Source organism: uncultured Reyranella sp., from assembly GCF_945957355.1.
In the GTDB taxonomy this organism is placed as follows: domain Bacteria; phylum Pseudomonadota; class Alphaproteobacteria; order Reyranellales; family Reyranellaceae; genus Reyranella.
On sequence record NZ_CAMFKM010000024.1, the window covers coordinates 24150 to 46734 of the forward strand.

The following is a 22585-nucleotide window of genomic DNA, read 5'->3' on the forward strand; positions in this document are numbered from 1 at the left end:
GATGGGAACATGGGCATCATCTCTCTTCGGCGGTTTCAGGTCCTCCTGAGTTGCCTGGCGATCGCCTTCGGCGACGTGGCGCTGACGGCCAAAGCCGCCGTTGCCCAAAACGCCCGATGGGTGATGGAGCGCCCGAAGTTCGACGAACTCTGGCGTCGGACTCTGACGATGCTTCAGGAACACGATGGGTTCGTCGAGAAAGAGGACATCGAACGCGCCCTCGGCATTGACCTGCAGGAGCTCGACGCGAGTGCAGTCAACGCCACCAGATATGCCGTCGCCTACATACCGTTCAAGCTACGGGTCGAGTGGCATCTCTCTCGAAATACGACCCCTGCCGATCGCGCCGCATATCCGGACGTCACGGCCAGATCGAGCGTGGTCATCTACTGGTATGAGGCCACCTTCGAAGCCTTCAATGCCGGCGTCGCCCTTGGGCTGGTCCGCAAGGACCTGCACCAGGCTGGATTCTTTTCGTGCCCACCTCCATCACACCCACAAATTGGCGCCTCGCCTGCATGCTTCAGGAACGTCCGTGGCGGGCCGTATCCCTCCACTATTCGCGTCGACATGAACGCAAAGGACCCCGATCGCCGCTACGCCATCGAATTCTACGGGATGACTGGGGCAGAGCCGACAAAGTGAGGAAGGGGAAAGGTCCCTCGCTACGCTCGGGATGACAATTTTGCCTTGGCGCACAACGTGCGTTCCAAAAGCGTTGTCATCCCGAGCGTAGCGAGGGACCTTTGCTTTGCCGCGACAGCGCGAAGGGCGCCCTTCAGGCAAATTTCTTTCATCTAAGACCTATCGAACCCCGTTCGGCAGAGCGGCCGGGCCGGTCTAGGCTCGCACCATGAGCCAACCGTCGCCGACCTATCGCCTCCATTACTTCCCCGAGTCGGGCAACAGCTACAAGCTGGCGCTGATGCTGACCCTGTGCGGCCAGACCTTCGAGCCGGTCTGGACCGATTTCGGCGGCGGCGTCACGCGCACGCCGGAGTGGCGCGCCACGGTCAACGAGATGGGCGAGATCCCCGTACTCGAAGAGGATGGCCAGCGCCTGACCCAGACCGCGCCGATCCTGCTGCAGCTCGCCGCTCGATATGGCCTGTTCGGCGGAGAGACCGAGGCGGAAACATTCGAGATCCTGCGCTGGCTGTTCTGGGACAATCACAAGCTCACCGGCTACATGGCGACCTATCGCTACATGCGCGCCTTCACCCCGTCGGCCGATCAAGCCGTGCTCGCCTTCCTGCGCAAGCGCATCGACGACTATCTCGGCATCCTGAATGGCCACCTAGCGGATCGTCCCTTCGCGATCGGCGACCGGCCGACCATCGCCGATATCTCGATGATGGCCTATCTGTCGTTCCCCAGGCACGAAGCCGGCTACGACCTGGCGGTCAGCCATCCTGCGGTGAACGCGTGGCTTCTGCGCATGGCCGCACTGCCCGGCTGGAAGGCGCCGTACGACCTGCTGCCGGGCAAGCGACTGCACTGTTACGTGTAGAGTCTTTCCGATCCAGAAAGATCAAACACCCACCTCATCCTGGGGAGCCGCGCGTGCGCGGTGTCTCGAAGGATGGGCAACGAACGCAGTGCTCGTGCCATGCTTCGAGACGGCTGCTCTGCAGCCGCCTCAGCATGAGGTTGGTGGAGACCCCAGTTACTCCGCCGCGAGCTTACGCGCGCTTCTCGGATCGCGCGTGAGGAGGCCGTCGGCCAAGTCCCGTTCGATCATCGCATCGGGGCGTTCGACCACGCGGCCGAAGCCGGCGCCGCCGCCCACGAACATCTCGACGATGTCGCCCTTGCCGAGATCGAGGGCGGCCTTGCTCTTCAGCTCCTCGACGCGGCCGTCGGCGCGGAAGACGCGGCAGGAACCACGTTGGCCGGGCTCGCCGCCCAGCAGGCCTTCGGGGGCGAGGCGGAAGCGGTCGGAGTAGATGGCGAGCTGCACGTCGTCGCGCAGGATCTCGCAGCGTCGGGTGAAGCCCGCGCCACCGCGCCGCGCGCCCAGGCCGAACGAATCGGGTGCCAGCTCGTAGCCGACGATGCGGAAGAAGCCGTAGTCGATGTCGAGCGATTCGACCGGCGCGTTGGAACAGTTGCTGAGTGGCGAATCGACGGCGTCGCAGCCGTCGGCGTCCTTCGAGGCGCCGTAGCCGCCGCCGAAGATTTCAAGATAGACGCTATAACCCTTCTCGCCGAGATGGGAGAGGCAGAAGGCGGTCGTGCAGTCGAAGCCGGTGGCGATCACTCTGTCGGGCAGCGCCTGCGCCAGCGCCTTCATCACCGCGTTGAACACGCGATAGGCCGGGATCATGCGCGCCCGCACCGGCGCCGGCGGCCTGGGATTGAGCAGCGAGCCGTAAGGCACCTTGATCGCGATCGGCCGCGCCATGCCCTCGTTGTAGGGAATGTCGGGGCTGGTCAGCACCGACTTCACGCAGGCGAGCGCCGCTGAGAGCGTGCTGGAGTAGGGGCAGTTGAGGTTGCGCTTCACCTGCGCGCAGGTGCCCTCGAAATCGATCTCGACCGAATCGTCGGCGATGGTGACCTTGGCCTTCACCACCAGCGGCTCGTCGGTGAGGCCATCGTCGTCGACCGCATCCTCACCGTAGAAGGTGCCCTTGGGGGCCTGGGCGATGGCGGCGCGCACGCGGCGCTCGGAATAATCCTGCATCTCGCGCATCGCCGCCTCGAGCTTGTCGGTGCCGTAGCGCTCGCAGAGCTGCTTCACCCGCATCACGCCGATCGCGTTGGCGGCGAACTGCGCATTGAAGTCGCCGATGGTGAGGTCGGGCACGCGCACGTTGGCCGTCACCAGGCGTTCGAACGAACCGCCGTTCCAGTCCTGCTCGAAACTGTAGCGCGAGGGCGGGAAGCGCAGCCCTTCCTGATAGACGTCGGAGGCGTGGATGTTGAGGCCGGGCGCGCCGCCGCCCAGATCGAGATGGTGCGCCACCGAGGCGCCGAAGCCCACGACCCGGCCGCCCACGAAGATCGGCGTGAAGATGAAGACGTCGGGAATGTGCTGGCCGCCCTCGAATGGGTCGTTGTTGATGAGGAAGTCGCCTTCCTTCAGCGTCTCGACGGGATGGCGGCGCAGGCAGGCGCGCAGGGTCTCGCCGATGGGCCCGAGCTGCATCGGGATCAGCTCGGCCTGCGCCACCGTGTTGCCGTCGCGGTCCATCAGGCCCGCCGAGCCGTCGCGCGCCTCGCGCAGGATGGTCGAGTAGGCGGAGCGGATCAGCTTCACGCCCATCTCGCGGGCGGCGGCGATCAGCGCCTGGCTGATAACGGCATAGTCGATCGGACCGAGCTGGCTCATGGCGATCTCCGGAGGATCAGATTGTCCGCTTCGTCGAGTCCGGCCGTCCAGCCCGGCGGCACCCAGGTCGTGGCGGTGTAGCCCTCGATGACGGCCGGGCCGACGATCTGCTGGCCCGCGGCCAGCGCTTCGGCGGTGTGGCGGGCGCAGTCGAGCCAGGCTTCGCCGTGGAAGATCTTCGCCTGTTCGGGCGCGCGCTGCTCGAGCTTCTCGCGGTCGAGCTTCGGGGCGCCGCCGATGGGGAGCGTGGCGCCAACCCTCAGGGTCACGATCTCGACGGGACGGTCGAGATTGGCGCCGTGCATGAAGGTGCGGTGATGGGCATCCGCGAACAGGCTGGCGAGGCAGGCCGCGTCGAGCGAGCCCAGCCGATCGGCCGGAACCTCGACGCCGACCTCGAAGGCCTGGCCGACGAAGCGCATGTCGAGCGTGTGGGTGTAGTCCAGTGTGCCCGGCAGCCTCATCCCGGCGAACTGCGCGGCGAGTCTGTCCCGCATCTCGCCGAAGATACGGCCGGCGTCGCGGGCCGCCGTGTCGTCGAGCTTCATCTTGCGCGTGACGGCATCGAACTTGGTGTAGTCCGAGGCGACCAGCCCGTAGGCCGAGATCACGCCGGCATTGGGCGGCACGACGATGGTCGAGATGCCGAGCTCCTCGGCAATGCGGGCGGCATGCAGCGGACCGGCGCCGCCGAACGGCACCAGCGCATAGTCGCGCGGATCGCGGCCGCGTTCGGTCGAGACGAGCTGGATGGCGCGCACGATGTTGGCGTCGGCGAGCTGCAGCGCCGAGGCGGCGGCCTGCTCGACACTGAGAGAGAAGCGTTCGGCCAGCGGCTCGAAGGCGCGCCGCGCCGCCTCTCCGTCGAGCTTCATGCGGCCGCCCAGGAACGCGCCGGGCCGGATCGTGCCGATCACGATATGCGCATCGGTCGTCGCGGGCTCGGTGCCGCCGCGGCCGTAGCAGGCGGGCCCCGGATCGGCGCCGGTGCTCTGCGGACCGACCCGCAGCATGCCGCCATCGTCGACCCAGGCGAGCGAGCCGCCACCGGCGCCTACGGAAACGATGTCGAGCACGGGCGTGCGGATCGGCAATCCGTCGATCTCGGTCTCGGCCGCCAGCGAGGGACGGCCATCCTGCACCAGGCACACGTCGGTCGAGGTGCCGCCCATGTCGAAGGTGATGAGATCCTTGAAGCCCGAGCGGGCGGCCTGGCGCGTGGCGCCGACGACGCCGGCCGCGGGGCCGGAATAGAGCGCGGTGATCGCGCTCTGGCGCATCGCCTCGGCAGGCAGGCGTCCGCCGTTGGACTGCATCACCGTGAAACGGCCCTTGAAGCCCGCGTCGGCGAGCTTGTTCTCGAAGCGATGCAGGTAGCCGTCGATCACCGGCTGCACATAGGCGGAGAGCAGGGTCGTCGAGGCCCGCTCGAATTCGCGGAATTCGCGCGCCACCTGATGGCTGCAGGTCACCAGCACGCCCGGCAGCGCCTCGGCGATTAACTCAGCGAGCCGCTTCTCGTGCACCGGGTCGGCATAGGCGTTCAGCAGGCAGATCGCGACCGCGCGGTATCCTCCATCCCTGAGGGCAGGCAGCAGCCCAGCCTTCACCTTCGCTTCGTCGAGCGGCGTCTCGACCGAGCCGTCGGCGCGCAGGCGCTCGACCGCTTCGAAGCAATCCTTGCGGCGCACCGGCGGCGCGGGCTTGGCATAGAAGAGATCGTAGATGTTGCGCCGGTCGTGGCGCTGCATGAACAGCAGGTCGCGGAAGCCCGCTGTGGCGACGAAGGCCACGGTCGCGCCCTTGCGCTCCAGCACGGCGTTGGTGGCGACGGTCGAGCCGTGGCCGAGATCCTCGATGCGCGCGAGATCGATGCCCGACGCGGTGAGCGCCGCGAAAGCGCCGACATCGGGCGACTTCGGCGTGCTCGGCACCTTGGTGACGACGACCCGGCCGCCCTCGACGGCGACGAGGTCGGTGAACGTTCCGCCAACCTCGACGCCGACGCGCATGGTTCGCGTCCTACGCTTGGGGGTCGGAGGGGCCGGCGAGCCTGGCCTGCAGCTCGGCGATCTGCTTGCGGAGCTCCTCGTTCTCCTCGCGCGCCTTGGCGGCCATCGCCTTCACGGCGTCGAACTCGTCGCGCCGCGGAATGTCCATGCCGTCCAGGATCTTGGCGATCTGGTCGCGGAAGCGGGCCTCGACCTCGTCCTTCATGCCGGTCAGCGCGCCCATGGCGCCGTTGGCCACCTTGGTGAGGTCGTCGATGAACGGATTGCGGGTTTGCATGGCAGGTCTCCTGATGCGGCGAGTATGGGCGGCTGGTAGCATCCCGCGCAAGAAGCACTGGAGGACGCCGTGAGTCTGGTCAAAGTCGAGTCGAGCGAAGGCATCACCACCATCACCATGATGCGCCCGGAGAAGCGCAACGCGCTGACCCAGGAGCTGTGCGACGGGCTCTACGAGGCCTATCGCGCCTTCGAGGAGGGCGACGACCTGGTCGCCGTGCTGCAGGCCGACGGCCCGGCCTTCTGCGTCGGCGCCGACCTCAATAATCCGCCCGCCGCCATGTGGAAGGCCGTGCCGCATGTCAGCCACGCGCTCACCAAGCCCGTCATTGCCGCCACCCAGGGCTGGGTGATCGGCGGCGGTATCTGCCTCGTGATGACGTGTGACCTCATGGTGTCTGCCGATACCACCAAGTTCATGTACCCTGAGGCCAAGGTCGGCGTGTTCGGGGGGCTGATGCCGGGCATCGTTTCGCGCATGCCACACAAGGTCGCGATGGAGCTGCTGCTGCTCGGCGAGGAGATTTCCGTGAAGCGCGCCTATGACGTGGGCTTCGTGAACAAGGTCGTGCCGCTGGGCCAGGAGCGTGCCGAGGCGCGCCGCATGGCCAAGGTGATTGCCGAGTCCGCGCCGCTGGTGATCCGCACCCTGCGTGACTTCGCCAACCAGACCCTGCCGCGCGGTCCGGCCGAGGTGTTCGTGCCGGAGCGGTACAAGCTCGAGACCATCGCCAACTCCGACGACCGCAAGGAGGGCGCTGCCGCCTTCCGCGAGAAGCGGACGCCGAAGTTCAAGGGACGCTGATCGCCATGGGCAAGCTGCTGCTGGTCGGTTGCGGCAAGATGGGCGGCGCCATGCTCGACGGGTGGCTGGCGCGCGGCCTTCGGGCTGCCGACATCGTCGTCGCCGAGCCGGTCGAGGCGATCCGCCCCCGGCACGCCGGCGTCCGCGTCGTCTCCTCCTCGGCCGAGATGGCGGAGATGCCGGAGATCGTCGTGCTGGCGGTGAAGCCGCAGTCGATGGACGAGACGCTGGTCGATCTGCGGCGCTTTGCCGGGCAGGGGGCGGTGTTCCTGTCGATCGCGGCCGGCAAGACGCTGGGCTATTTCGCGGCCCGTCTCGGACACGCGGCGAAGATCGTGCGGGCCATGCCCAACACGCCGGCAGCGGTGCGCCAGGGCATCACCGTCGCGACGGCGGCGGCGAGCGTGACGGCGGCGGAGAAGAAGCGCTGTCACGAGCTGCTGGAGGCAGTCGGCCAGGTCGTGTGGGCCGACGACGAGGCGCTGATGGATCCGGTCACGGCCCTGTCCGGCAGCGGCCCGGCCTATGTGTTCCTGCTGGTCGAGGCGATGGCCGCGGCGGGTGTGAAGGCCGGCCTCCCGGCCGACATGGCCATGCAGCTCGCCCGTGCGACGGTGGTGGGCAGCGGCGAACTGCTGAAGCAATCGAAGGAGCCGGCGTCGCAGTTGCGCGTTAACGTCACCAGTCCCGGCGGCACCACCGCCGCAGCTCTGCAGGTCCTGATGGCAAGCGACGGCATCCAACCGGTGTTCGACAAGGCGCTGGCCGCAGCCTCACATCGTTCGAAGGAGTTGGCGGGATGACGGCGGATGGCGAGAAAGCGCTCGATGCCTTCCTCGGCCTGATCGCCGAGAAGGGGTATGCGGACGTGGCGCTGCGCGACGTGGCGCAAGCGGCGGGGCTGGAGTTCGCCGATCTCTATCGCCTTTATCCCGACAAGACTGCGCTGGCGGCAGCCTTCATGGCGCGCATCGATGCGGACGTGATGGCGGGCACGGCGTCCTCGGTCGATCCGGAGGAGACGGCACGCGACCGGCTGTTCGACGTGATGATGCGCCGCTACGACGCGCTCCGGCCCTACCGCGCGGCGCTGCGGGCGTTGCGTCGCGCGGGGACTCGTGACCCGATGCTCGCGATGGCGATGGGTCCGGGCCTTCGCCGCTCGATGGCGGCGATGCTGGAGGCTGCGTCGCTGGCCAGCGACGGGGTCCCCGGTGCGCTGCGGCAGAATGGTCTGCTGGCCATTCATTATGCCGTGTCGCGGGTGTTCGACCGCGACGATACCCAGGATCTCTCCAAGACGATGGCGGCGTTGGACAACCGTCTGAAGACGGCCGAGCGCTGGTCGCAACTCTTTGACAAATATGTGAAATCTCCACGCGCCAGCGCGCCGTCAGGACCTCCGGTTTCGCCCGACGCGTGAAGATTTTGTGCGGTGCACAAAAACTCCCCTTGACTCACTGCAAGGCATCCCTAAATTGAGCTTCATTGTGCACCGCAGCAAAGCGGGGCACCCCAGTTCAGCCTTGCTTTGTCCCTCAAGGAGATTTCCATGTACGCCAACGGTGCCTTCAAGAACCCCTTCGCCGACTTCGACTTCAGCAAGGTCGCCGGCGAGTTCAAGCTCCCGACCGTGAACGTCGAGACGTTCGTCGAGACCGCGCGCAAGAACTTCGCGACCATGACCTCGCTCAACACCGCCGCCGTCGAGCAGATGAAGACGATCGCGCAGCGCCAGGGCGACATGGTCCGCGCCGCGATGGAAGACTTCTCCAAGCACGGCAGCGAAGTGCTCGCCGCCGCGACCGTCGAGGAGAAGGCCGCCAAGCAGATCGACTTCATCAAGAAGTCCTACGACTCGGCCATCACCAACACCAAGGAACTGGCCGACCTCTACACCAAGGGCCAGGCCGACGCCGTGACGGCGCTGAGCGCCCGCGTCGCCGAGCTGACCGAAGAGGTCAAGGCCGCGATCGCCAAGAAGTAAGCGTTTTAGAGTAAGCGTGGGTCGGCCTGTCGCCGATCCGGGAAAGGGGCCGCGTACGTGGCCCCTTTTCTTTTGCGGGGACGCCTCTAGGCTCCGCGCCATCATGACATCCATCACCTACGAAGATTTCGAGCGTGTCGACATTCGCGTCGGCACCATCGTCGAGGCCGCCCCGCTCGAAGGCGCGCGCAAGCCCGCCCATCGCCTGCTGATCGATTTCGGCGGCGAGATCGGGACGAAGAAATCCTCGGCGCAGATCACCGTGCACTACACGCCGCAGGAACTGGTCGGCCGTCAGGTCGCGGCGGTCGTGAACTTCCCGCCGCGCCAGATCGGCAGGTTCATGTCCGAAGTCCTGACGCTCGGCTTCCCCGCTGCCGACGGCAGCGTCGTGCTGATCGCGCCGACCAAGCCCGTGCCGAATGGCGGCAAGCTGTTTTAGTCGTTCGGCGCCCGGAAGAATTCCGTCGGCTTTTCAAACAATCACCTCATGCTGAGGAGCGCTCCGCAGGAGCGCGTCTCGAAGCATGGGCACGAGCACCTCGCCTGTTGCCCATCCTTCGAGACGGCCCTTCGGGCCTCCTCAGGATGAGGTCAGTGGTGACTAGAAGACCTTGTGGATCCAGCCGTGCGGGTCGGCCGTGCGGCCGCGCTGGATGCCGACGAGGGCGGCCTTGAGCTCCTCGGTCCTGGCACCGGAGCCGCCGTTACCGATCCTGAACTCGCCGTCCTTGCTGCGCACCGTGCCGATCGGTGTGACGACGGCGGCGGTGCCGCAGGCGAAGGCCTCGCGCAGGCGGCCGCTGGCGGCATCCTTGCGCCACTGCTCGATCGAATAGCGCTCCTCGCCCACCTTGATGCCCTTGTCCTTGGCGAGGGTGAGCAGCGAGCTGCGCGTGATGCCGGGCAGGATCGTGCCGCCGAGCGGCGGGGTGATCATCGAGCCGTCGTCGAACACGAAGAAGATGTTCATGCCGCCCAGCTCCTCGATCCATCGTTGTTCGACGGCGTCGAGGAACACGACCTGGTCGCAGCCGTGGCGCGTCGCCTCGGCCTGCGCCTGCAGGCTGGCGGCATAGTTGCCGCCGCACTTGGCCGCGCCGGTGCCACCGGGAGCCGCGCGGGTGAAATCCTCGGAGACCCAGACCGAAACCGCGGGCGCATCGGTCTTGAAGTAGGCGCCGACCGACGAGGCGATGACGATGAACAGGTAATCGGACGAGGGCTTCACGCCGAGGAAGACCTCGTTGGCGAACATGAAGGGCCGGAGGTAGAGGCTGCCGTCGCCCTCCGGGATCCAGGCGCGGTCGATCTTCACCAGCTGGTCGACGGCCTCGAGGAACACGTTCTCGGGCAGGACCGGCATGGCGAGCCGCTCGGCCGACTGCTGGAAACGGCGGGCATTCTCCAGCGGGCGGAACAGCGTCGCGCCGCCGTCGGCGGTGCGATAGGCCTTCAGCCCCTCGAATATCTCCTGGGCGTAGTGCAGGACAGCGGCCGCCGGATCCATCGGGATCGGCGCGCGCGGCTCGATCCTGGCATCGTGCCAGCCCTTGGACTCGTGATAGCGGATCGTCACCATGTGGTCGGAGAAGACGCGGCCGAAGCCCGGATTCTTGAGCAGCTCGGCGCGCTTCTCGGCGGGGAGCGGCGAAGGATGCGGGACGTGCGTGAACTGAAGCGGTGTCTTGGACATTGTCTTGGACATTTCTCTCTGAAGAAGTTCCGTCACTCTATCATACGCGGCCGCGCCGCAAGTCCCCGGGCGCCGCTCACAGCGGAATTCGCACGATCACGCGCAAACCGCCGAGCGGCGAGGCGGCCAGCGTGACGTCGCCGCCGTGGCTGCGCGCCACGTCGCGGGCGATGCTGAGGCCCAGCCCCACCCCGCCGGTCGCCGCATTGCGCGACTGATCGAGACGCAGGAAGGGCCGGAACACATCCTCGTACTTCTCCGGCGGGATGCCGGGACCGTTGTCGTCGATCGTGATTTCGACGGTGGTGCGGCCGCGCACGGCCTCGATCCGGATCTCGCTGGCATAGCGCTGGGCATTGGACACGATGTTGGTCAGGCAGCGCTTGATGGCGATCGGCCGCAGCTCGACGTTCATGTCGCCCTTCAAGGACAGCTCGAGGCTGGCCTTGCCGTGGCGCGCGCCGGCCGCGACATCTTCGAGGATCTCGGAGAGGTCCGACATCACCGGATCCTCGTCGCCCTCGCCGCGCGCGAAGGCGAGATAGCCCTCGATCATGCGCTGCATGTCGTCGACGTCGTCGGACAACTCCCGCACCTCCGGCGAATCCGGCAGCAGCGCCAGCGAGAGCTTCATGCGGGTGAGCGGCGTACGCAGGTCGTGGCTGACGCCCGCCAGCATCTCGGTGCGTTGCTGGATGGAGCGGCGCAGGCGGATGCGCATCGTGTGGAAGGCGGTGGCGGCGTTGCGCACCTCGCGGGTGCCGCCGGAAAAGGCGAAGTCGGGCACGTCGCGTCCCTTGCCGAGCGCGTCGGCCGCCACGCCGAGATGCTCGATGGGCACCAGCTCGCGCCGCATGAACCAGATGGCGAGGCCGAACAGGACCAGGGCGAGACCGAGCTGGGCCAGGACATAGGCGAAGCTCGAGCCGAAGGTGAGGCGCACATGCGGCACCAGCACGTCCATCACGTCGCCGTCCGAGAGCTGGATCTCGACCAGCAGCTGGCCGCCGCCGATATTGTTGTCGAGAAAGAAGGGCCGCTTCAGGTCGGCCTCGAGCGCGCCCTGCACCTCGCGCGCCACGATGTCGAAATACTCAGGCTCCTTGAAGGGCCGCACGATGCCCTTGCGGAACGACACGAACAGCAGCAGGTCCTGGGCGGAGCGGCGCAGGATCCACTGGCGGTGCTCGTCGTCGGGGAAGTCCGAGCGCAGCGAGATCAGCAGGCGCAGGTCGCGCACCAGCAGGATGGCCAGGCGGTTGGTGACGTTGTCGCCGCGCTGGCTGTAGAACCACCAGGCCGACAGCGCCTGCAGCAGCAGCATCGGCACCACGATGATGATGAGGGCGCGCGCGAACAGGGTCTGCGGCGAATGCTTGTCCGACCATTGCGCGATGCGCTCGAAGACATCGCCGATGGTGCTCCACTTCATGCGTCGACCAGCCGGTAGCCCTGGCCGCGCACCGTGCGCAGGTAGCGCGGGAACGAAGGGTCGGGCTCGATCTTGCGGCGGAGCCGGGTCACCTGCACGTCGATGGCGCGCTCGTTCACGGAGGCGCCGATGATCTTGCACAGCGTCTCGCGGCTCAGCACCTCGCCGATGCGGCCGGCGAAGGCGCGCATCAGGGCAATCTCCGCATCGGTCAATGGCAGGCGCTTGCCCTTGTCGGTGAGCTCGCCCAGTTCGATGTCGAACTGCATGGGGCCGAACGTCACCTGCCGTCGTGCTTCGGTGGGGGCGGGCGTGCCGGCCGGCCGGCCCCGGCGCAACACGCTCTGGATGCGCAGCAGGAGTTCACGCGGTTCGAAGGGCTTGCCGAGATAATCGTCGACACCCCGCTCCAGGCCGGCAATGCGATCCTTGGTCTCGACCATCGCCGTCAGCATCAGGATCGGCACGTCGTCGGTGCGGCGCAGCTCGGTCGCGAATTCGAGCCCGGTCTCGCCCGGCATCATGACGTCGAGCACGATCAGGTCGAAATCGAGCGAGCCCAGCCGCTGTCGCGCCTCCGCGGCGCTGGCCGCGGTCGACACGCGAAAGTCGTTGCGCGAGAGGAACGACTTCAGGAGTTCGCGCAGGCGCGTATCGTCGTCGACGACCAGGATGTGCGGTTTTTCGGTCGACGCGTCCATGGCGCGCTAGCGGCCGCCGCCGCGCAATCGCTTGTCGAGGACCTGGCGCTCGGCCGGATCGAGAAGTCCCAGCAGGACCTTGCGGAAGCCCTCCACCGCCTCGGCGCCGGTCTCGCGATAGGCCCGGGCGAAGCGCTGGCTCTGGCGATCCGTCAGGTCGCGCTCGAGCTCCTGGCCCTTGGGCGTGAGCCACAGCAGGCGCTCGCGGCGGTCGCGGGCACCGCTCTTCTGCTCGACATAGCCTTGCCCGATGAGGTCCTTCAGCACGCGGCTGATCGACTGCTTGGTGACCTTCAGGATCGACAGCAGGTGACCAACGGTCTGGCCGGGGTGCCGGCCGATGAAATAGAGGGCGCGGTGATGGGCGCGGCCAAGCTGGTAGTGCCGGAGCTGCTGGTCGGATTCGAAGGTGAAGTCGCGATAGGCATAGAACATCAGCTCGATGCCCTGGCGCAGCTCTTCGTCGCGCAGGAACAGGGGGTTGGCGGGGGCTCTGGATTCCACGCGATCTTTATAGTGCGTGCGCGCTGCGTTGACACCCCGCGCGAGGCGATGTTACCGCGCGACCCTCCGTCGAGAAATTTTCCGAAACCGTGCGAGGGCGCCATGCTTACCGTTCACCATCTCGGCATGTCGCAGTCCGAGCGGATCGTCTGGCTCTGCGAGGAACTCGGCGTCCCCTACGATCTCAAGGTCTATGACCGGGACGCCGTCACACGGCTCGCCCCGCCGGAGTACAAGGCCCTGCATCCGCTCGGCGCGGCGCCGGTGATCCAGGATGGCGACGTGCTGCTGGCCGAATCCGGCGCCATCGTCGAGTACATCGTCGCCAGGTACGGCAAGGGCCAGTTGGTGCTGGCGCCGGATCATCCCGACTTCGCGCACTTCCTTTACTGGTTCCACTTCGCCAACGGCACGCTCCAGCCGGCCACGGGGCGGAACATGATCCTCGGCCGGCTCGATCTGCCGCTGGATAATCCCCTGATCAAGGCCATGAAGGCCCGGCTCGATCTGGCGATCGGCCATGTCGAGGCGCGGCTCGCGCAATCGGCTCATCTGGCGGGGGATGAACTCACCACGGCCGATATCATGGCCGTCTTCACGTTGACCACGATGCGCAACTTCCTGCCCTTCGACCTCGCGCCCTATCCCGCGATCCGCGCCTATCTCCAGCGCATCGCGGCCCGTCCTGCCTACCGGCGGGCGATGCAGAAGGGCGATCCGGGAATGCCTCTCCTCCTCACCTGAAATTCGAACGGCGGAAAACGCGCAGGGTCAGTGTGTTTGACAAAGTCAGTATTATTGACCTATCTAGACCAATAGTTGTTCTGAGGATCACCTCAGAGACCTATTTGGAATCAATCTAGGAGGGATATCGCAATGTCCTTAACCATGGATGACCGGGACGGTTTCATCTGGCTCGACGGCAAGCTGGTGCCGTGGCGCGACAGCCGCATGCATGTGCTCACCCACGCATTGCACTACGGCTCGGCCGTCTTCGAGGGTGAGCGCATCTATGACGGCCGCGTCTTCCGCCTCTCCGCCCACAGTGCGCGCCTGATCCGCTCCGCCAACCTGCTCGACTACAGCCTGCCCTGGTCGCGCGAGGAGATCGACGAGGCGACCCGCGCCGTGGTGAAGGCCAACGACCTGACCGCGGGCTATATCCGTCCGATCGCCTGGCGCGGTTCGGAGGTGCTGGGCGTGTCGGCGATCGGCACGACGGTCCACCTCGCCATCGCCCCGTGGGCCCAGGAAGGCCGCCTGTCGGTGCAGGCGCGCGACGCCGGCATCAACGTGACCCTGGCGAAGTATCGCCGGCCCTCGCCGGAGACGGCGCCGGGCCATGCGAAGGTGGCGGGCCTCTACGTGATCTGCGGCATCGAGAAGGACCGCGCGCTCAAGGCCGGCTTCGACGACGCGCTGATGCTCGACTGGCAGGGGCGCATCGCCGAGACCACGGGCGCGAATATCTTCCTGGTGATCGACGGCAAGCTGGTCACGCCGACGCCGCACAATTTCCTCGACGGGATCACGCGCCGCGCGGTGATGGGCATGGCGAGGAAGCGCGGCTGGACGGTCGAGGAACGAGACGTGATGCCGGAGGAACTCGGGCAGGCGAGCGAAGTCTTCCTGTGCGGCAGCGCCGCCGAGATCGTGCCGGTCGGCTCGATCGACCAGCACCATTTCCAGGCCGGTCCCGTGGCGAAGACGCTGATGGCCGACTTCCAGAAGCTGGTGCGCGAACCCGACAGCGAAGGCTTCGGCGAGGCCACACATCTCATGACGCCGTCACCGTCGCTGGCGGCGTGACCTGCGGCGCTTACGGATCATAAACGGCGACGAAGAGGACGGCTTCCCACGCGCCGGCCCGCAAGGACCGGCGACGGGCAGCAAACCAGCAGCGGACTCGGCCATGGGCGATGCTTCGGCTCAGTTCGTGGCATCGCCGTAGAGGGCCGATCCGCACCGTGGATTGGTCGGGCAGGTCGACGTCGGCGCGGACCGCGTCTTCGCGATCCGGATTTTCGGGCTCGAGGATCAGGCGGACCTCGGTACCGATCGCCACATCGACGATCCGTTCGGACTCGCTCGAAATGGCGGAATGGAAACCGCGCCAGCCGGCGGGCAGCTCCGTGGTGGCTTCTCCGCCGGCCTGTAGAGCCGTCAGGATACCGTCCATCGCGCCTTGGGGTAGCTCACGCGGCTTGATCGCATTCGGCGCGGCCCTGGTACGGTCGGCACCCAAGACCGCGCGAAGCGCGCGGATCAGCGGCTGAAACAGCCAGACAACGACGCCAAGCGCCAGTTGGGCGATCAGACCGATGACGGCGAAGACGGCTTCAAATAGCGAGCCGATGATCGAAACTCCCTTGCCAGCCATGAACAATAGGCGAGGCCGCCCCCGCTTGACATCGGGGCCTGCAATCCCCTTTTCTCGATAGCGTCCGAGGGGTGCCTGATCTTCCTGCAGGAGACGGGCTGAGACAGCCTTGATGGCTGAACCCTTTGAACCTGATCCGGGTCATGCCGGCGAAGGAACGGGAGTCAGCTGTGGGTTCACCTGTCGTATCGATCATCGGAGCCGGCGTCGCAGGCCTTGCCTGTGCAACGGAGCTTGCCGGGCGCGGCGTCGCCGTCGAGGTGCTGGAGCGCGCCGGCCAGTTGGGCGAAAGCGCGTGCTCATGGATGGCCGGCGGGATGCTGGCTCCCTGGTGCGAGCGGGCGACCACGGACGAGATCGTCGCCCGTCTGGGCGAGCCGTCGATCGACTGGTGGCGGCGCCATTTTCCCGGGACCGTCAGTCAGGGCAGCCTGGTCCTCACGCCGCCGCGCGACGCCGCTGACCTCACGCGCTTCGCCGCCCGGACCGAGCGCTACGAGTGGATCGACGGCGACCGCGTCGCTTCCCTCGAACCCGACCTCGCGGGCCGCTTCCGTCGTGCGCTGTTCTTTGCCGACGAAGCCCATCTCGATCCGCGCAAGGCTCTTTCGTCGCTCGCCGCCGGCCTCGAGGCGCGGCGTGTTCCGATCCGCTTCGGTGTCGATGCAAACCCTTCGGAAGCCGGTTCGCGCTTCGTCGTGGATTGCCGCGGCATGGCCGCCCGCGATGCGCTGCCCGAGCTGCGCGGCGTGCGCGGTGAGATGCTCGTGGTGCGGACGCGCGACGTGTCGCTGTCGCGGCCAGTGCGGCTGCTGCATCCGCGCATCCCGCTCTACATCGTCCCGCGCGGCGACGGCGTCTTCATGATCGGCGCGACGATGATCGAAAGCGAAGAACGCCGCGCCGTCAGCGTGCGCTCCGCGGTCGAGCTGCTGAACGCGGCCTACACGCTGCATCCGGCCTTCGGCGAGGCCGAGATCGTCGAGCTGGGCGCCGACCTGCGTCCGACCTTTCCCGACAACCTGCCGTGCGTCAGGCGTGCGGGCCGTGTGCTGCACGCCAACGGGCTCTACCGGCATGGTTTCCTGCTCGCGCCCTGGCTGGCGCGGCAGGTGGCCGATGCGGTTCTTCTGGAGACGAGAGATGCGGATATTCCTGAACGACGACATGCATGAGGTCGCGCCGGGCACCTTGGCCGCGGCGCTCGAAACGCTGGGCTTCGGTGGTCGCAAGATCGCGACGGCGGTGAACGGCCGCTTCGTCGCGGCTGCCGCGCGACCGCGCACGGAACTGGCCGACGGCGACAGGATCGAAGTCGTCGCGCCGATGCAGGGAGGGTGACCATGTCGTCCTTCTACGGCGTCGAGCTGAAGTCGCGGCTGCTGCTGGGCACCTCGCGCTATCCCTCGCCGGCGGTCCTCGAACGCGCGGTCAAGGCGTCGGGTGCGGAAGTGGTGACCGTCTCCCTGCGGCGCGAGAGCGGCGCGGGGCGGGCCGGCCAGAGCTTCTGGTCGCTCATCCAGTCGATGGGCGTGCGCGTGCTGCCCAACACGGCCGGCTGCCATTCGGTGAAGGAGGCGGTGACGACCGCGCACATGGCGCGCGAGCTGTTCGACACACCGTGGATCAAGCTCGAGGTGATCGGCGAGGCCGACACCTTGCAGCCCGACGTGTTCGGTCTCGTGGAAGCCGCGCGCATCCTCTCCGAGGACGGGTTCGAGGTGTTTCCCTACACGACCGAGGATCTCGTGGTTGCCGAGCGGCTGGTCGAGGCGGGCTGCAGGGTGCTGATGCCGTGGGGCGCGCCGATCGGTTCGGCGCGCGGCCTGAACAACGTCTATGGCCTGCGCTCGATGCGCGCGCACTTCCCCGACATCCCGCTGGTGGTCGATGCCGGACTGGGCGTGCCCTCACACGCGGCCGCCGCGATGGAGCTGGGTTACGACGCGGTGCTGCTCAATACGGCGGTGGCCGAAGCCGGCGATCCGGTCGAGATGGCGCGTGCCTTCGCGCTCGGTGTCGAAGCCGGTCGTGCCGCCTATCTTGCGCGGCCGATGGAGCCGCGTGACATGGCCGTGCCGTCGACGCCGGTGATCGGCAAGGCCGCGCTTGGAGACTAGAGAGATGCTGGATCCGTTTTATCCCGTGGTGCCCGATTCGAGCTGGGTGCTGAAGCTGGTGCCCATCGGCACGAAGCTCATCCAGTTGCGCATCAAGGACCAGCCCGAGGCCGAGATCCGCCGTCAGGTGCGCGAGGCCAAAGCCGTCTGCGAACAACATGGCGCCGACCTGGTCGTGAACGATTACTGGCAGGTCGCGATCGACGAAGGCTGTTCGTGGGTCCACCTCGGCCAGGAAGACCTGGTCGATGCCGACGTGAAGGCGGTGCGCCGCGCCGGCCTCAGGATCGGCATCAGCACGCACGACCATGCCGAGCTCGACAAGGGCATGGCCATCGATCCCGATTATGTCGCACTTGGCCCGATCTGGCCGACCAAGCTGAAGCAGATGCCGTGGGCGCCGCAGGGCACCGAGCGTCTTGCCGAATGGAAGAAGCTGATCGGCGACCGGCCGCTGGTCGCCATCGGTGGTCTCACCCTCGAGCGCGCGTTGCTCTGTCTGAAGTCGGGCGCCGACATTGCCTCGGTCGTGGGCGACATCGTGAACCATGCCAATCCGATGGGTCAGGTCAGGGCCTGGATCGAAGCGACGAGAAGGTCATGACCGACCGCTACGCCCGCCAGGCCGTGCTGCCCGAGATCGGCGACGCGGGGCAGTCGCGCCTCGCCGCCGCCTCGGTGCTGGTGGTCGGCGCCGGCGGTCTCGGCTGCCCGGTGCTGCAGTATCTCAGCGGTGCCGGTGTCGGGCGGCTCACGATCGTCGATCACGACACGGTCGAGGAGACGAACCTGCATCGCCAGCCGCTCTACGGCATGCCGGACATCGGCAAGCTCAAGGTCGAGGCCGCGAAGGCGACGCTGCAGCGCTTCAATCCGCATGTTCGCATCGACACGGTCGCCGAGCGGCTCACGCCGCAGAATGCGGCGCAGCTCGTTGCGGCCGCCGACATCGTCGTCGATGCCGCTGACAGCTTTGCCGTGACCTACATGCTGAGCGACGCCTGCCAGGCCGTCGCCAAGCCGCTGGTCAGTGCCTCGGTGATCGGCATGACCGGCTATGCCGGCGTCTTCTGCGGCGGCGGTGCCAGCTATCGCGCCGTGTTTCCCGAGGTGTCCGTCGATGGCGGAACCTGCGCCACGGTGGGCGTGATCGGCACCGCGGTGGCGACGATGGGCAGCCTGCAGGCGCACCTCACGCTGCATTACCTGCTCCGCCTCGAGCCTTCGGTGCTGGGCCGGGTCGTCACCTTCGACGCAAGGCGCGTCGGCTTCGGCGGCTTCGACTTCACCGGCAGTCCCGAACCCGAGGAACGGGTGGCGTTCATCGCGCCCGATCAGGTGCGATCCGACGACATCGTGGTCGACCTGCGCGGCCTCGACGAGGCGCCGGTCTCGCCCTTCGCCGGTGCGCGGCGGCTGGTCGTCGACACGATCGACGAGCTGGGCACGCCCGACGGCCGGGTCGTGCTGGCCTGCCGCAGCGGCCAGCGGGCGCTGATGGCGGCCGATCGGCTGCGCGAGCGGGGTGTCACAAATCTTGCGCTGGTGGCCTTGGGCTAGAGAAGCCAAAGTGGCTCCGCACCAGAGGAGCTCCGGCGTGGCCAATTCCGTTCCACCGACGATGGAAGAGACCCGCCGCCATCAGATGTATCCCGTGCTGACGGCGGCCGAGCTGAAGCGCATCGAACGCTTCGGCAGCAAGCAGCATTTCAAGGCTGGCGAGTTGCTGGCACGGACCGGCGATGACAGTCCGGGCATGTCGGTGATCCTGTCCGGCAGCATCGCCATCCTCGGCCATGACGGGCTGGGTCATGTCTCTCCCATCGTCGAAATGGGACCGGGCGATTTCGCGGCCGAGCTGGCTGAGCTCTCGGGCCAGCCGGCGATGGTCGACGTCCGGGCCGAGGAGGAGGTCGAGGCCCTGATCGTGCCGCACGACCGGCTGCGCGCCCTGATGGTCGCCGAGGCCGAACTCGGCGAGCGCATCATGCGGGCGCTGATTCTGCGCCGCGTCCGCCTCATCGAGGTCAATCTGGTCGGGCCGATCCTGGTCGGCGAGCTCACCCAGCCGGGCATGATCCGCCTGCAGGGCTTCCTGACGCGCAACGGACAACCGCATACCATCCTCGATCCCGAGAACGATCCCGACGCGGCGAAGATGATCGAGCGCCTGTCGCCCGACGCCGACGATTATCCGCTGGTCGTCTGTCCCGACGGCACGATCCTGCGCAATCCCAGCGACCAGGAGCTGGCGCTCTGCATCGGCCTGCTGCAGGAAAGTGCCGAGCCGAGGATCTACGACATCGCGATCGTGGGCTCGGGCCCCGCGGGTCTCTCCACGGCCGTCTATGCCGCCTCGGAAGGCCTGTCGGTGCTGGTCGTGGAAACCCGCGCCTTCGGCGGCCAGGCCGGCGCCAGCGCCCGCATCGAGAACTATCTCGGCTTCCCGACCGGCATCTCGGGCCAGGCGCTGACCGCGCGGGCCTTCGTGCAGGCGCAGAAGTTCGGCGCGCAGTTCGTCATCCCGCTCGAAGTGGCGCGGCTCGACTGCGGCGGCGGCCTCGAGCGGCCGATGACCTTGGAAATGACCGACGGCTGGAAGGTGCAGGCGAAGACCGTCGTGATCGCCTCGGGCGCACGCTACCGCAAGTTGTCGCTGCCCAACCTCGATCACTTCCTCAATCGCGGCCTCTGGTACTGGGCCTCGCCCATCGAGGCCAAGCTTTGCTCGAACGCCGAGGTGGTCATCGTCGGCGGCGGCAATTCGGCGGGGCAGGCGGCGGTGTTCCTGTCGGGCCATGCCGCGAAGGTCTGGATCCTGGTCCGCGGCCCCGGTCTCGCCGAGACCATGTCGCGCTACCTGATCGATCGCATCGCGGCGGCGCCGAATGTCGAAGTGCTGGCAGAAACCGAGATCGTCGAGTTGGTCGGTTCCGAGCAGAGCGGTTTGAGCGGCGTGAAGTGGCGGCATCGTCCCAGCGGCGCCGACACGCATCGGCCGATCCGCCACGTCTTCCAGTTCCTGGGCGCCGAGCCTTCGACGGAATGGATGAAAGACTGCGGCATCGACGTCGACCGCACCGGCTTTATCCGCACCGGCGCCGACGTCGAGGCGCCGTGCCCGGAGCGTCCGCCGCTCGCCTACGAGACCAACGTACAGGGCGTCTTCGCCGTGGGCGACGTGCGCTACGGTTCGGTGAAGCGTGTGGGTGCTGCGATCGGCGAGGGCGCCAACGTGGTCGCCCAGATCCACGGCGTGCTGGAGGCGATGGGCGAGGTGGCTGAGAAGATAAAATAGATCCGTCGTCTCGACCGGAGCACCGAAGGTACGGAGTGGAGAGACCTTCTTTCTGCCGAAAGCCGGCTAATCGTCGAGAGAAGGTCTCTCCGCTACGCCGCGCTTTGCGCGGCTCCGGTCGAGACGACGAAGCTTACTTCTTCTCCCAGCGCGCGGCGGCGGCGTCGTCTTCCTCATGGGCACCGACCCACTGCTCGCCCTTCGGCGTCTCTTCCAGCTTCCAGAAGGGCGCCTTGGTCTTCAGCCAATCGACCAGGAATTCGCAGGCCTCGAAGGCGGCTTCGCGGTGTGGCGAGCCGACCGCGACCAACACGATGCGCTCGCCCGGCTCCATCCGGCCGTAGCGGTGAACGATCAGCGTCGCTTCGAGCGGCCAGCGCCGGTTCGCCTCGGCCTCGATCTCCTGAAGCGCCGTCTCGGTCATGCCGGGATAGTGCTCTAGCGTCAGCGCATCGACCCGGTCGCGATGATAACCCTCGCGCACATGCATCTCGCGCACGAGACCGACGAACACCGCGAGCCCGCCGATTCGCTTGTTGCCGTCGGTGAGCTGGGCCAGCTCGGCACCGACATCGAAGTCGGTTTCCTGGACGCGGACGGCCATGATGTCAGCCACCGGTGAAGGGCGGGAAGAAGGCGACTTCGCGCGCGCCCGCGAGCTTCACGTCGAAGGTCGCGGTGCGCTGGTCGACGGCGGCCCCGAAGGCGGCCCCTTCGGCCAGCGCCTCGGCGTGGCCGGGGCTGCGCGCGCGCAGCCAGACGACGAGGTCGCCCACCGTGTCGATGCCAGCCGGTGGCGTGACCTCTTCCTCAGGCACTCCGACCGTGCGTTTCATCCAGGCGAAATAGCGGATCTTCACTTCTGGCCGCCCGCCGGCGGCGCATCTTCCGCCATGTGACGCAGGCCGGTGCGCAGATAGTCGTAGCCGGTGATGAGGGTGAGGGCGGCGGCGATCCAGATCATGACGATGCCGGCCTGGGTAACCCAGTGCGCGGCGGAGTCGCCGACCAGCAGCGCGGCGATCGCCACCATCTGCACGGCCGTCTTCCACTTGGCCAGCGCGCTGACCGGCAGGCCGACCCGCAACTCGGCCAGGAACTCGCGCAGGCCCGAAACCAGGATCTCGCGGGCCAGGATGATGAGGGCGGCCAGCACGTTGACGCCGCCCAGGGTGCCGTTGTTGACCAGCATGACCAAAGCGGCGGCGACCAGCAGCTTGTCGGCGATCGGGTCGAGGAAGCGGCCGAAGCGCGAGATCTGGTGATAGCGCCGCGCAAAATATCCGTCGAACCAGTCTGTCACCGCGGCGGCCACGAACAGCGCCATCGACAGCCACTGCGCCCAGCCGCGATCGAGCCAGAAGCACGCGACCACCAGCGGAATCGCGACGATGCGCGACAGGGTGAGCATGTTGGGAAGATTGAACAGCATCGACCCGGACATTACCGGCCGCCCCGGAAGTGGTCATGGATTTTCTGGGCGAGTGCATCGGAGATTCCCGGCACCGATTTGATGTCTTCCAGGGTCGCGCCCGAAACGGCACGGGCACTGCCGAAATGATTGAGCAGAGCACGCTTGCGCCCGGCGCCGATGCCCGGCACCTCGTCGAGCGCCGAGCGCGTCATGTCTGCCGCACGGCGCGTGCGGTGAGTGCCGATCGCGAAGCGATGCGCTTCGTCCCGTAGTCGTTGCAGGAAGTAGAGGACGGGATCGCGCGGCTCGAGCGAGAAGGGCGGTTTACCGGTCATGAAGAAGCGCTCGCGGCCCGCATCGCGGTCCGGCCCCTTGGCGATGCCGACCAGAGGAATGTCCTCGAGCCCGAGTTCGGCCATCACGCCGCGAACCGCTTCGAGTTGGCCCTGGCCGCCATCGATCAGCAGAAGGTCAGGCCAGTGCTCGTCGTCGCGCTCGGGATTCTCCTTGAGCGCGCGGCCGAAGCGGCGGGTCATCACCTCGCGCATCATGGCGAAGTCATCGCCCGCGGCGCCCTCGGTCTTGATGTTGAACTTGCGGTAGGCGTTCTTGTTGAAGCCTTCCGG

At 67.2% G+C, this 22585-nt stretch carries 27 protein-coding genes and 1 riboswitch; of the genes, 15 read left to right on the forward strand and 12 right to left on the reverse strand.

Translation table 11 applies throughout. The annotated features are described in order from the left end of the window. The first annotated feature begins 9 nt into the window (after positions 1-9). The gene (locus Q0Q48_RS25590) at positions 10-645 is read left to right on the forward strand and encodes a hypothetical protein (protein ID WP_295144568.1); all 636 of its coding nucleotides are present in this window, start codon (positions 10-12) and stop codon (positions 643-645) included. Positions 646-853: 208 nt separating this feature from the next. After that, positions 854-1510: a glutathione S-transferase family protein gene (locus Q0Q48_RS25595; protein WP_295144570.1), complete on the forward strand. Its 657-nt coding sequence runs from the start codon at positions 854-856 to the stop codon at positions 1508-1510. Between the two features lie 156 nt (positions 1511-1666). Here the strand turns inward: Q0Q48_RS25595 and Q0Q48_RS25600 are convergent, their stop codons facing one another. The 3 genes from Q0Q48_RS25600 to Q0Q48_RS25610 are packed head-to-tail and all read right to left on the reverse strand — an operon-like array spanning position 1667 to position 5623. Then, complete coding sequence (locus Q0Q48_RS25600) at positions 1667-3334, reverse strand: hydantoinase B/oxoprolinase family protein (RefSeq protein WP_295144573.1); 1668 nt, start codon at positions 3332-3334, stop codon at positions 1667-1669. Beyond that, the gene (locus Q0Q48_RS25605) at positions 3331-5346 is read right to left on the reverse strand and encodes a hydantoinase/oxoprolinase family protein (protein WP_295144575.1); all 2016 of its coding nucleotides are present in this window, start codon (positions 5344-5346) and stop codon (positions 3331-3333) included. Before Q0Q48_RS25605 ends, Q0Q48_RS25600 begins: the two co-directional genes overlap by 4 nt. A 10-nt stretch (positions 5347-5356) precedes the next feature. Next, positions 5357-5623 (reverse strand): accessory factor UbiK family protein, encoded by a 267-nt coding sequence (locus Q0Q48_RS25610; protein ID WP_295144576.1) that lies wholly within the window; start codon positions 5621-5623, stop codon positions 5357-5359. A 69-nt stretch (positions 5624-5692) separates the two neighbouring features. Here Q0Q48_RS25610 and Q0Q48_RS25615 point away from each other — a divergent pair, with 69 nt between their 5' ends. From Q0Q48_RS25615 to Q0Q48_RS25635, 5 genes are all read left to right on the forward strand, one after another. After that, the gene (locus Q0Q48_RS25615) at positions 5693-6427 is read left to right on the forward strand and encodes an enoyl-CoA hydratase-related protein (protein ID WP_295144578.1); all 735 of its coding nucleotides are present in this window, start codon (positions 5693-5695) and stop codon (positions 6425-6427) included. 5 nt (positions 6428-6432) lie between these two features. After that, entirely contained in the window at positions 6433-7230 is a 798-nt protein-coding gene (gene proC / locus Q0Q48_RS25620) for a pyrroline-5-carboxylate reductase (protein ID WP_295144583.1), read from the forward strand. After that, the gene (locus Q0Q48_RS25625) at positions 7227-7850 is read left to right on the forward strand and encodes a TetR/AcrR family transcriptional regulator (protein WP_295144586.1); all 624 of its coding nucleotides are present in this window, start codon (positions 7227-7229) and stop codon (positions 7848-7850) included. Before proC ends, Q0Q48_RS25625 begins: the two co-directional genes overlap by 4 nt. Before the next feature lie 129 nt (positions 7851-7979). Further along, the gene (locus tag Q0Q48_RS25630) at positions 7980-8414 is read left to right on the forward strand and encodes a phasin family protein (protein ID WP_295144589.1); all 435 of its coding nucleotides are present in this window, start codon (positions 7980-7982) and stop codon (positions 8412-8414) included. A 103-nt stretch (positions 8415-8517) separates the two neighbouring features. Continuing rightward, positions 8518-8856, forward strand: a complete 339-nt coding sequence (locus Q0Q48_RS25635) for a tRNA-binding protein (RefSeq protein ID WP_295144591.1) — start codon at positions 8518-8520, stop codon at positions 8854-8856. 162 nt (positions 8857-9018) lie between these two features. Here Q0Q48_RS25635 and Q0Q48_RS25640 read toward each other — a convergent pair whose 3' ends face one another. The 4 genes from Q0Q48_RS25640 to Q0Q48_RS25655 form a co-directional block, all read right to left on the reverse strand. After that, complete coding sequence (locus Q0Q48_RS25640) at positions 9019-10110, reverse strand: branched-chain amino acid aminotransferase (protein WP_295144593.1); 1092 nt, start codon at positions 10108-10110, stop codon at positions 9019-9021. 76 nt (positions 10111-10186) lie between these two features. Continuing rightward, positions 10187-11542: an ATP-binding protein gene (locus Q0Q48_RS25645; RefSeq protein ID WP_295144596.1), complete on the reverse strand. Its 1356-nt coding sequence runs from the start codon at positions 11540-11542 to the stop codon at positions 10187-10189. Then, entirely contained in the window at positions 11539-12243 is a 705-nt protein-coding gene (locus tag Q0Q48_RS25650) for a response regulator (RefSeq protein ID WP_295144598.1), read from the reverse strand. Before Q0Q48_RS25650 ends, Q0Q48_RS25645 begins: the two co-directional genes overlap by 4 nt. A 6-nt stretch (positions 12244-12249) precedes the next feature. Continuing rightward, entirely contained in the window at positions 12250-12747 is a 498-nt protein-coding gene (locus tag Q0Q48_RS25655; RefSeq protein WP_295144600.1) for a MarR family transcriptional regulator, read from the reverse strand. 102 nt (positions 12748-12849) lie between these two features. Here Q0Q48_RS25655 and Q0Q48_RS25660 point away from each other — a divergent pair, with 102 nt between their 5' ends. Then, entirely contained in the window at positions 12850-13491 is a 642-nt protein-coding gene (locus tag Q0Q48_RS25660) for a glutathione S-transferase family protein (RefSeq protein WP_295144603.1), read from the forward strand. A 132-nt stretch (positions 13492-13623) separates the two neighbouring features. Beyond that, the gene (locus Q0Q48_RS25665; RefSeq protein WP_295144606.1) at positions 13624-14556 is read left to right on the forward strand and encodes a branched-chain amino acid aminotransferase; all 933 of its coding nucleotides are present in this window, start codon (positions 13624-13626) and stop codon (positions 14554-14556) included. 10 nt (positions 14557-14566) lie between these two features. Here Q0Q48_RS25665 and Q0Q48_RS25670 read toward each other — a convergent pair whose 3' ends face one another. Further along, the gene (locus Q0Q48_RS25670) at positions 14567-15127 is read right to left on the reverse strand and encodes a hypothetical protein (protein ID WP_295144609.1); all 561 of its coding nucleotides are present in this window, start codon (positions 15125-15127) and stop codon (positions 14567-14569) included. A 57-nt stretch (positions 15128-15184) separates the two neighbouring features. Next, positions 15185-15302: riboswitch (TPP riboswitch) on the forward strand. Between Q0Q48_RS25670 and thiO the strand changes: the two genes are divergently transcribed. The 6 genes from thiO to Q0Q48_RS25700 all read left to right on the forward strand — a co-directional run bounded on the left by thiO (position 15298) and on the right by Q0Q48_RS25700 (position 20545). Next, positions 15298-16302: a glycine oxidase ThiO gene (gene thiO / locus Q0Q48_RS25675; protein WP_295144612.1), complete on the forward strand. Its 1005-nt coding sequence runs from the start codon at positions 15298-15300 to the stop codon at positions 16300-16302. It overlaps the preceding riboswitch by 5 nt. Next, positions 16271-16468: a sulfur carrier protein ThiS gene (thiS, locus tag Q0Q48_RS25680; protein WP_295144617.1), complete on the forward strand. Its 198-nt coding sequence runs from the start codon at positions 16271-16273 to the stop codon at positions 16466-16468. Before thiO ends, thiS begins: the two co-directional genes overlap by 32 nt. 2 nt (positions 16469-16470) lie before the next feature. Further along, complete coding sequence (locus Q0Q48_RS25685) at positions 16471-17247, forward strand: thiazole synthase (RefSeq protein ID WP_295144619.1); 777 nt, start codon at positions 16471-16473, stop codon at positions 17245-17247. A gap of 4 nt (positions 17248-17251) precedes the next feature. Then, a complete protein-coding gene (locus tag Q0Q48_RS25690) occupies positions 17252-17851 on the forward strand; it encodes a thiamine phosphate synthase (protein WP_295144622.1) in 600 nt (199 codons plus the stop codon). Then, positions 17848-18807 (forward strand): HesA/MoeB/ThiF family protein, encoded by a 960-nt coding sequence (locus Q0Q48_RS25695; RefSeq protein WP_295144624.1) that lies wholly within the window; start codon positions 17848-17850, stop codon positions 18805-18807. Before Q0Q48_RS25690 ends, Q0Q48_RS25695 begins: the two co-directional genes overlap by 4 nt. Before the next feature lie 37 nt (positions 18808-18844). Next, on the forward strand, positions 18845-20545 hold the full coding sequence (locus Q0Q48_RS25700; RefSeq protein WP_295144627.1) for a cyclic nucleotide-binding domain-containing thioredoxin-disulfide reductase: 1701 nt from the start codon (positions 18845-18847) through the stop codon (positions 20543-20545). Positions 20546-20678: 133 nt separating this feature from the next. Here Q0Q48_RS25700 and Q0Q48_RS25705 read toward each other — a convergent pair whose 3' ends face one another. The 4 genes from Q0Q48_RS25705 to Q0Q48_RS25720 form a co-directional block, all read right to left on the reverse strand. Continuing rightward, entirely contained in the window at positions 20679-21149 is a 471-nt protein-coding gene (locus Q0Q48_RS25705) for a molybdenum cofactor biosynthesis protein MoaE (protein WP_295144630.1), read from the reverse strand. A gap of 4 nt (positions 21150-21153) precedes the next feature. Beyond that, positions 21154-21405, reverse strand: coding sequence for a MoaD/ThiS family protein (locus Q0Q48_RS25710; RefSeq protein ID WP_295144633.1), 252 nt, complete (start codon positions 21403-21405; stop codon positions 21154-21156). After that, the gene (gene pgsA / locus Q0Q48_RS25715) at positions 21402-21989 is read right to left on the reverse strand and encodes a CDP-diacylglycerol--glycerol-3-phosphate 3-phosphatidyltransferase (protein ID WP_295144636.1); all 588 of its coding nucleotides are present in this window, start codon (positions 21987-21989) and stop codon (positions 21402-21404) included. The genes Q0Q48_RS25710 and pgsA overlap by 4 nt, the downstream gene beginning before the upstream one ends. Then, the coding region (locus tag Q0Q48_RS25720; protein WP_295144639.1) for a helix-hairpin-helix domain-containing protein at positions 21989-22585 on the reverse strand (597 nt) is incomplete at its 5' end. The genes Q0Q48_RS25720 and pgsA, both read right to left, overlap by 1 nt.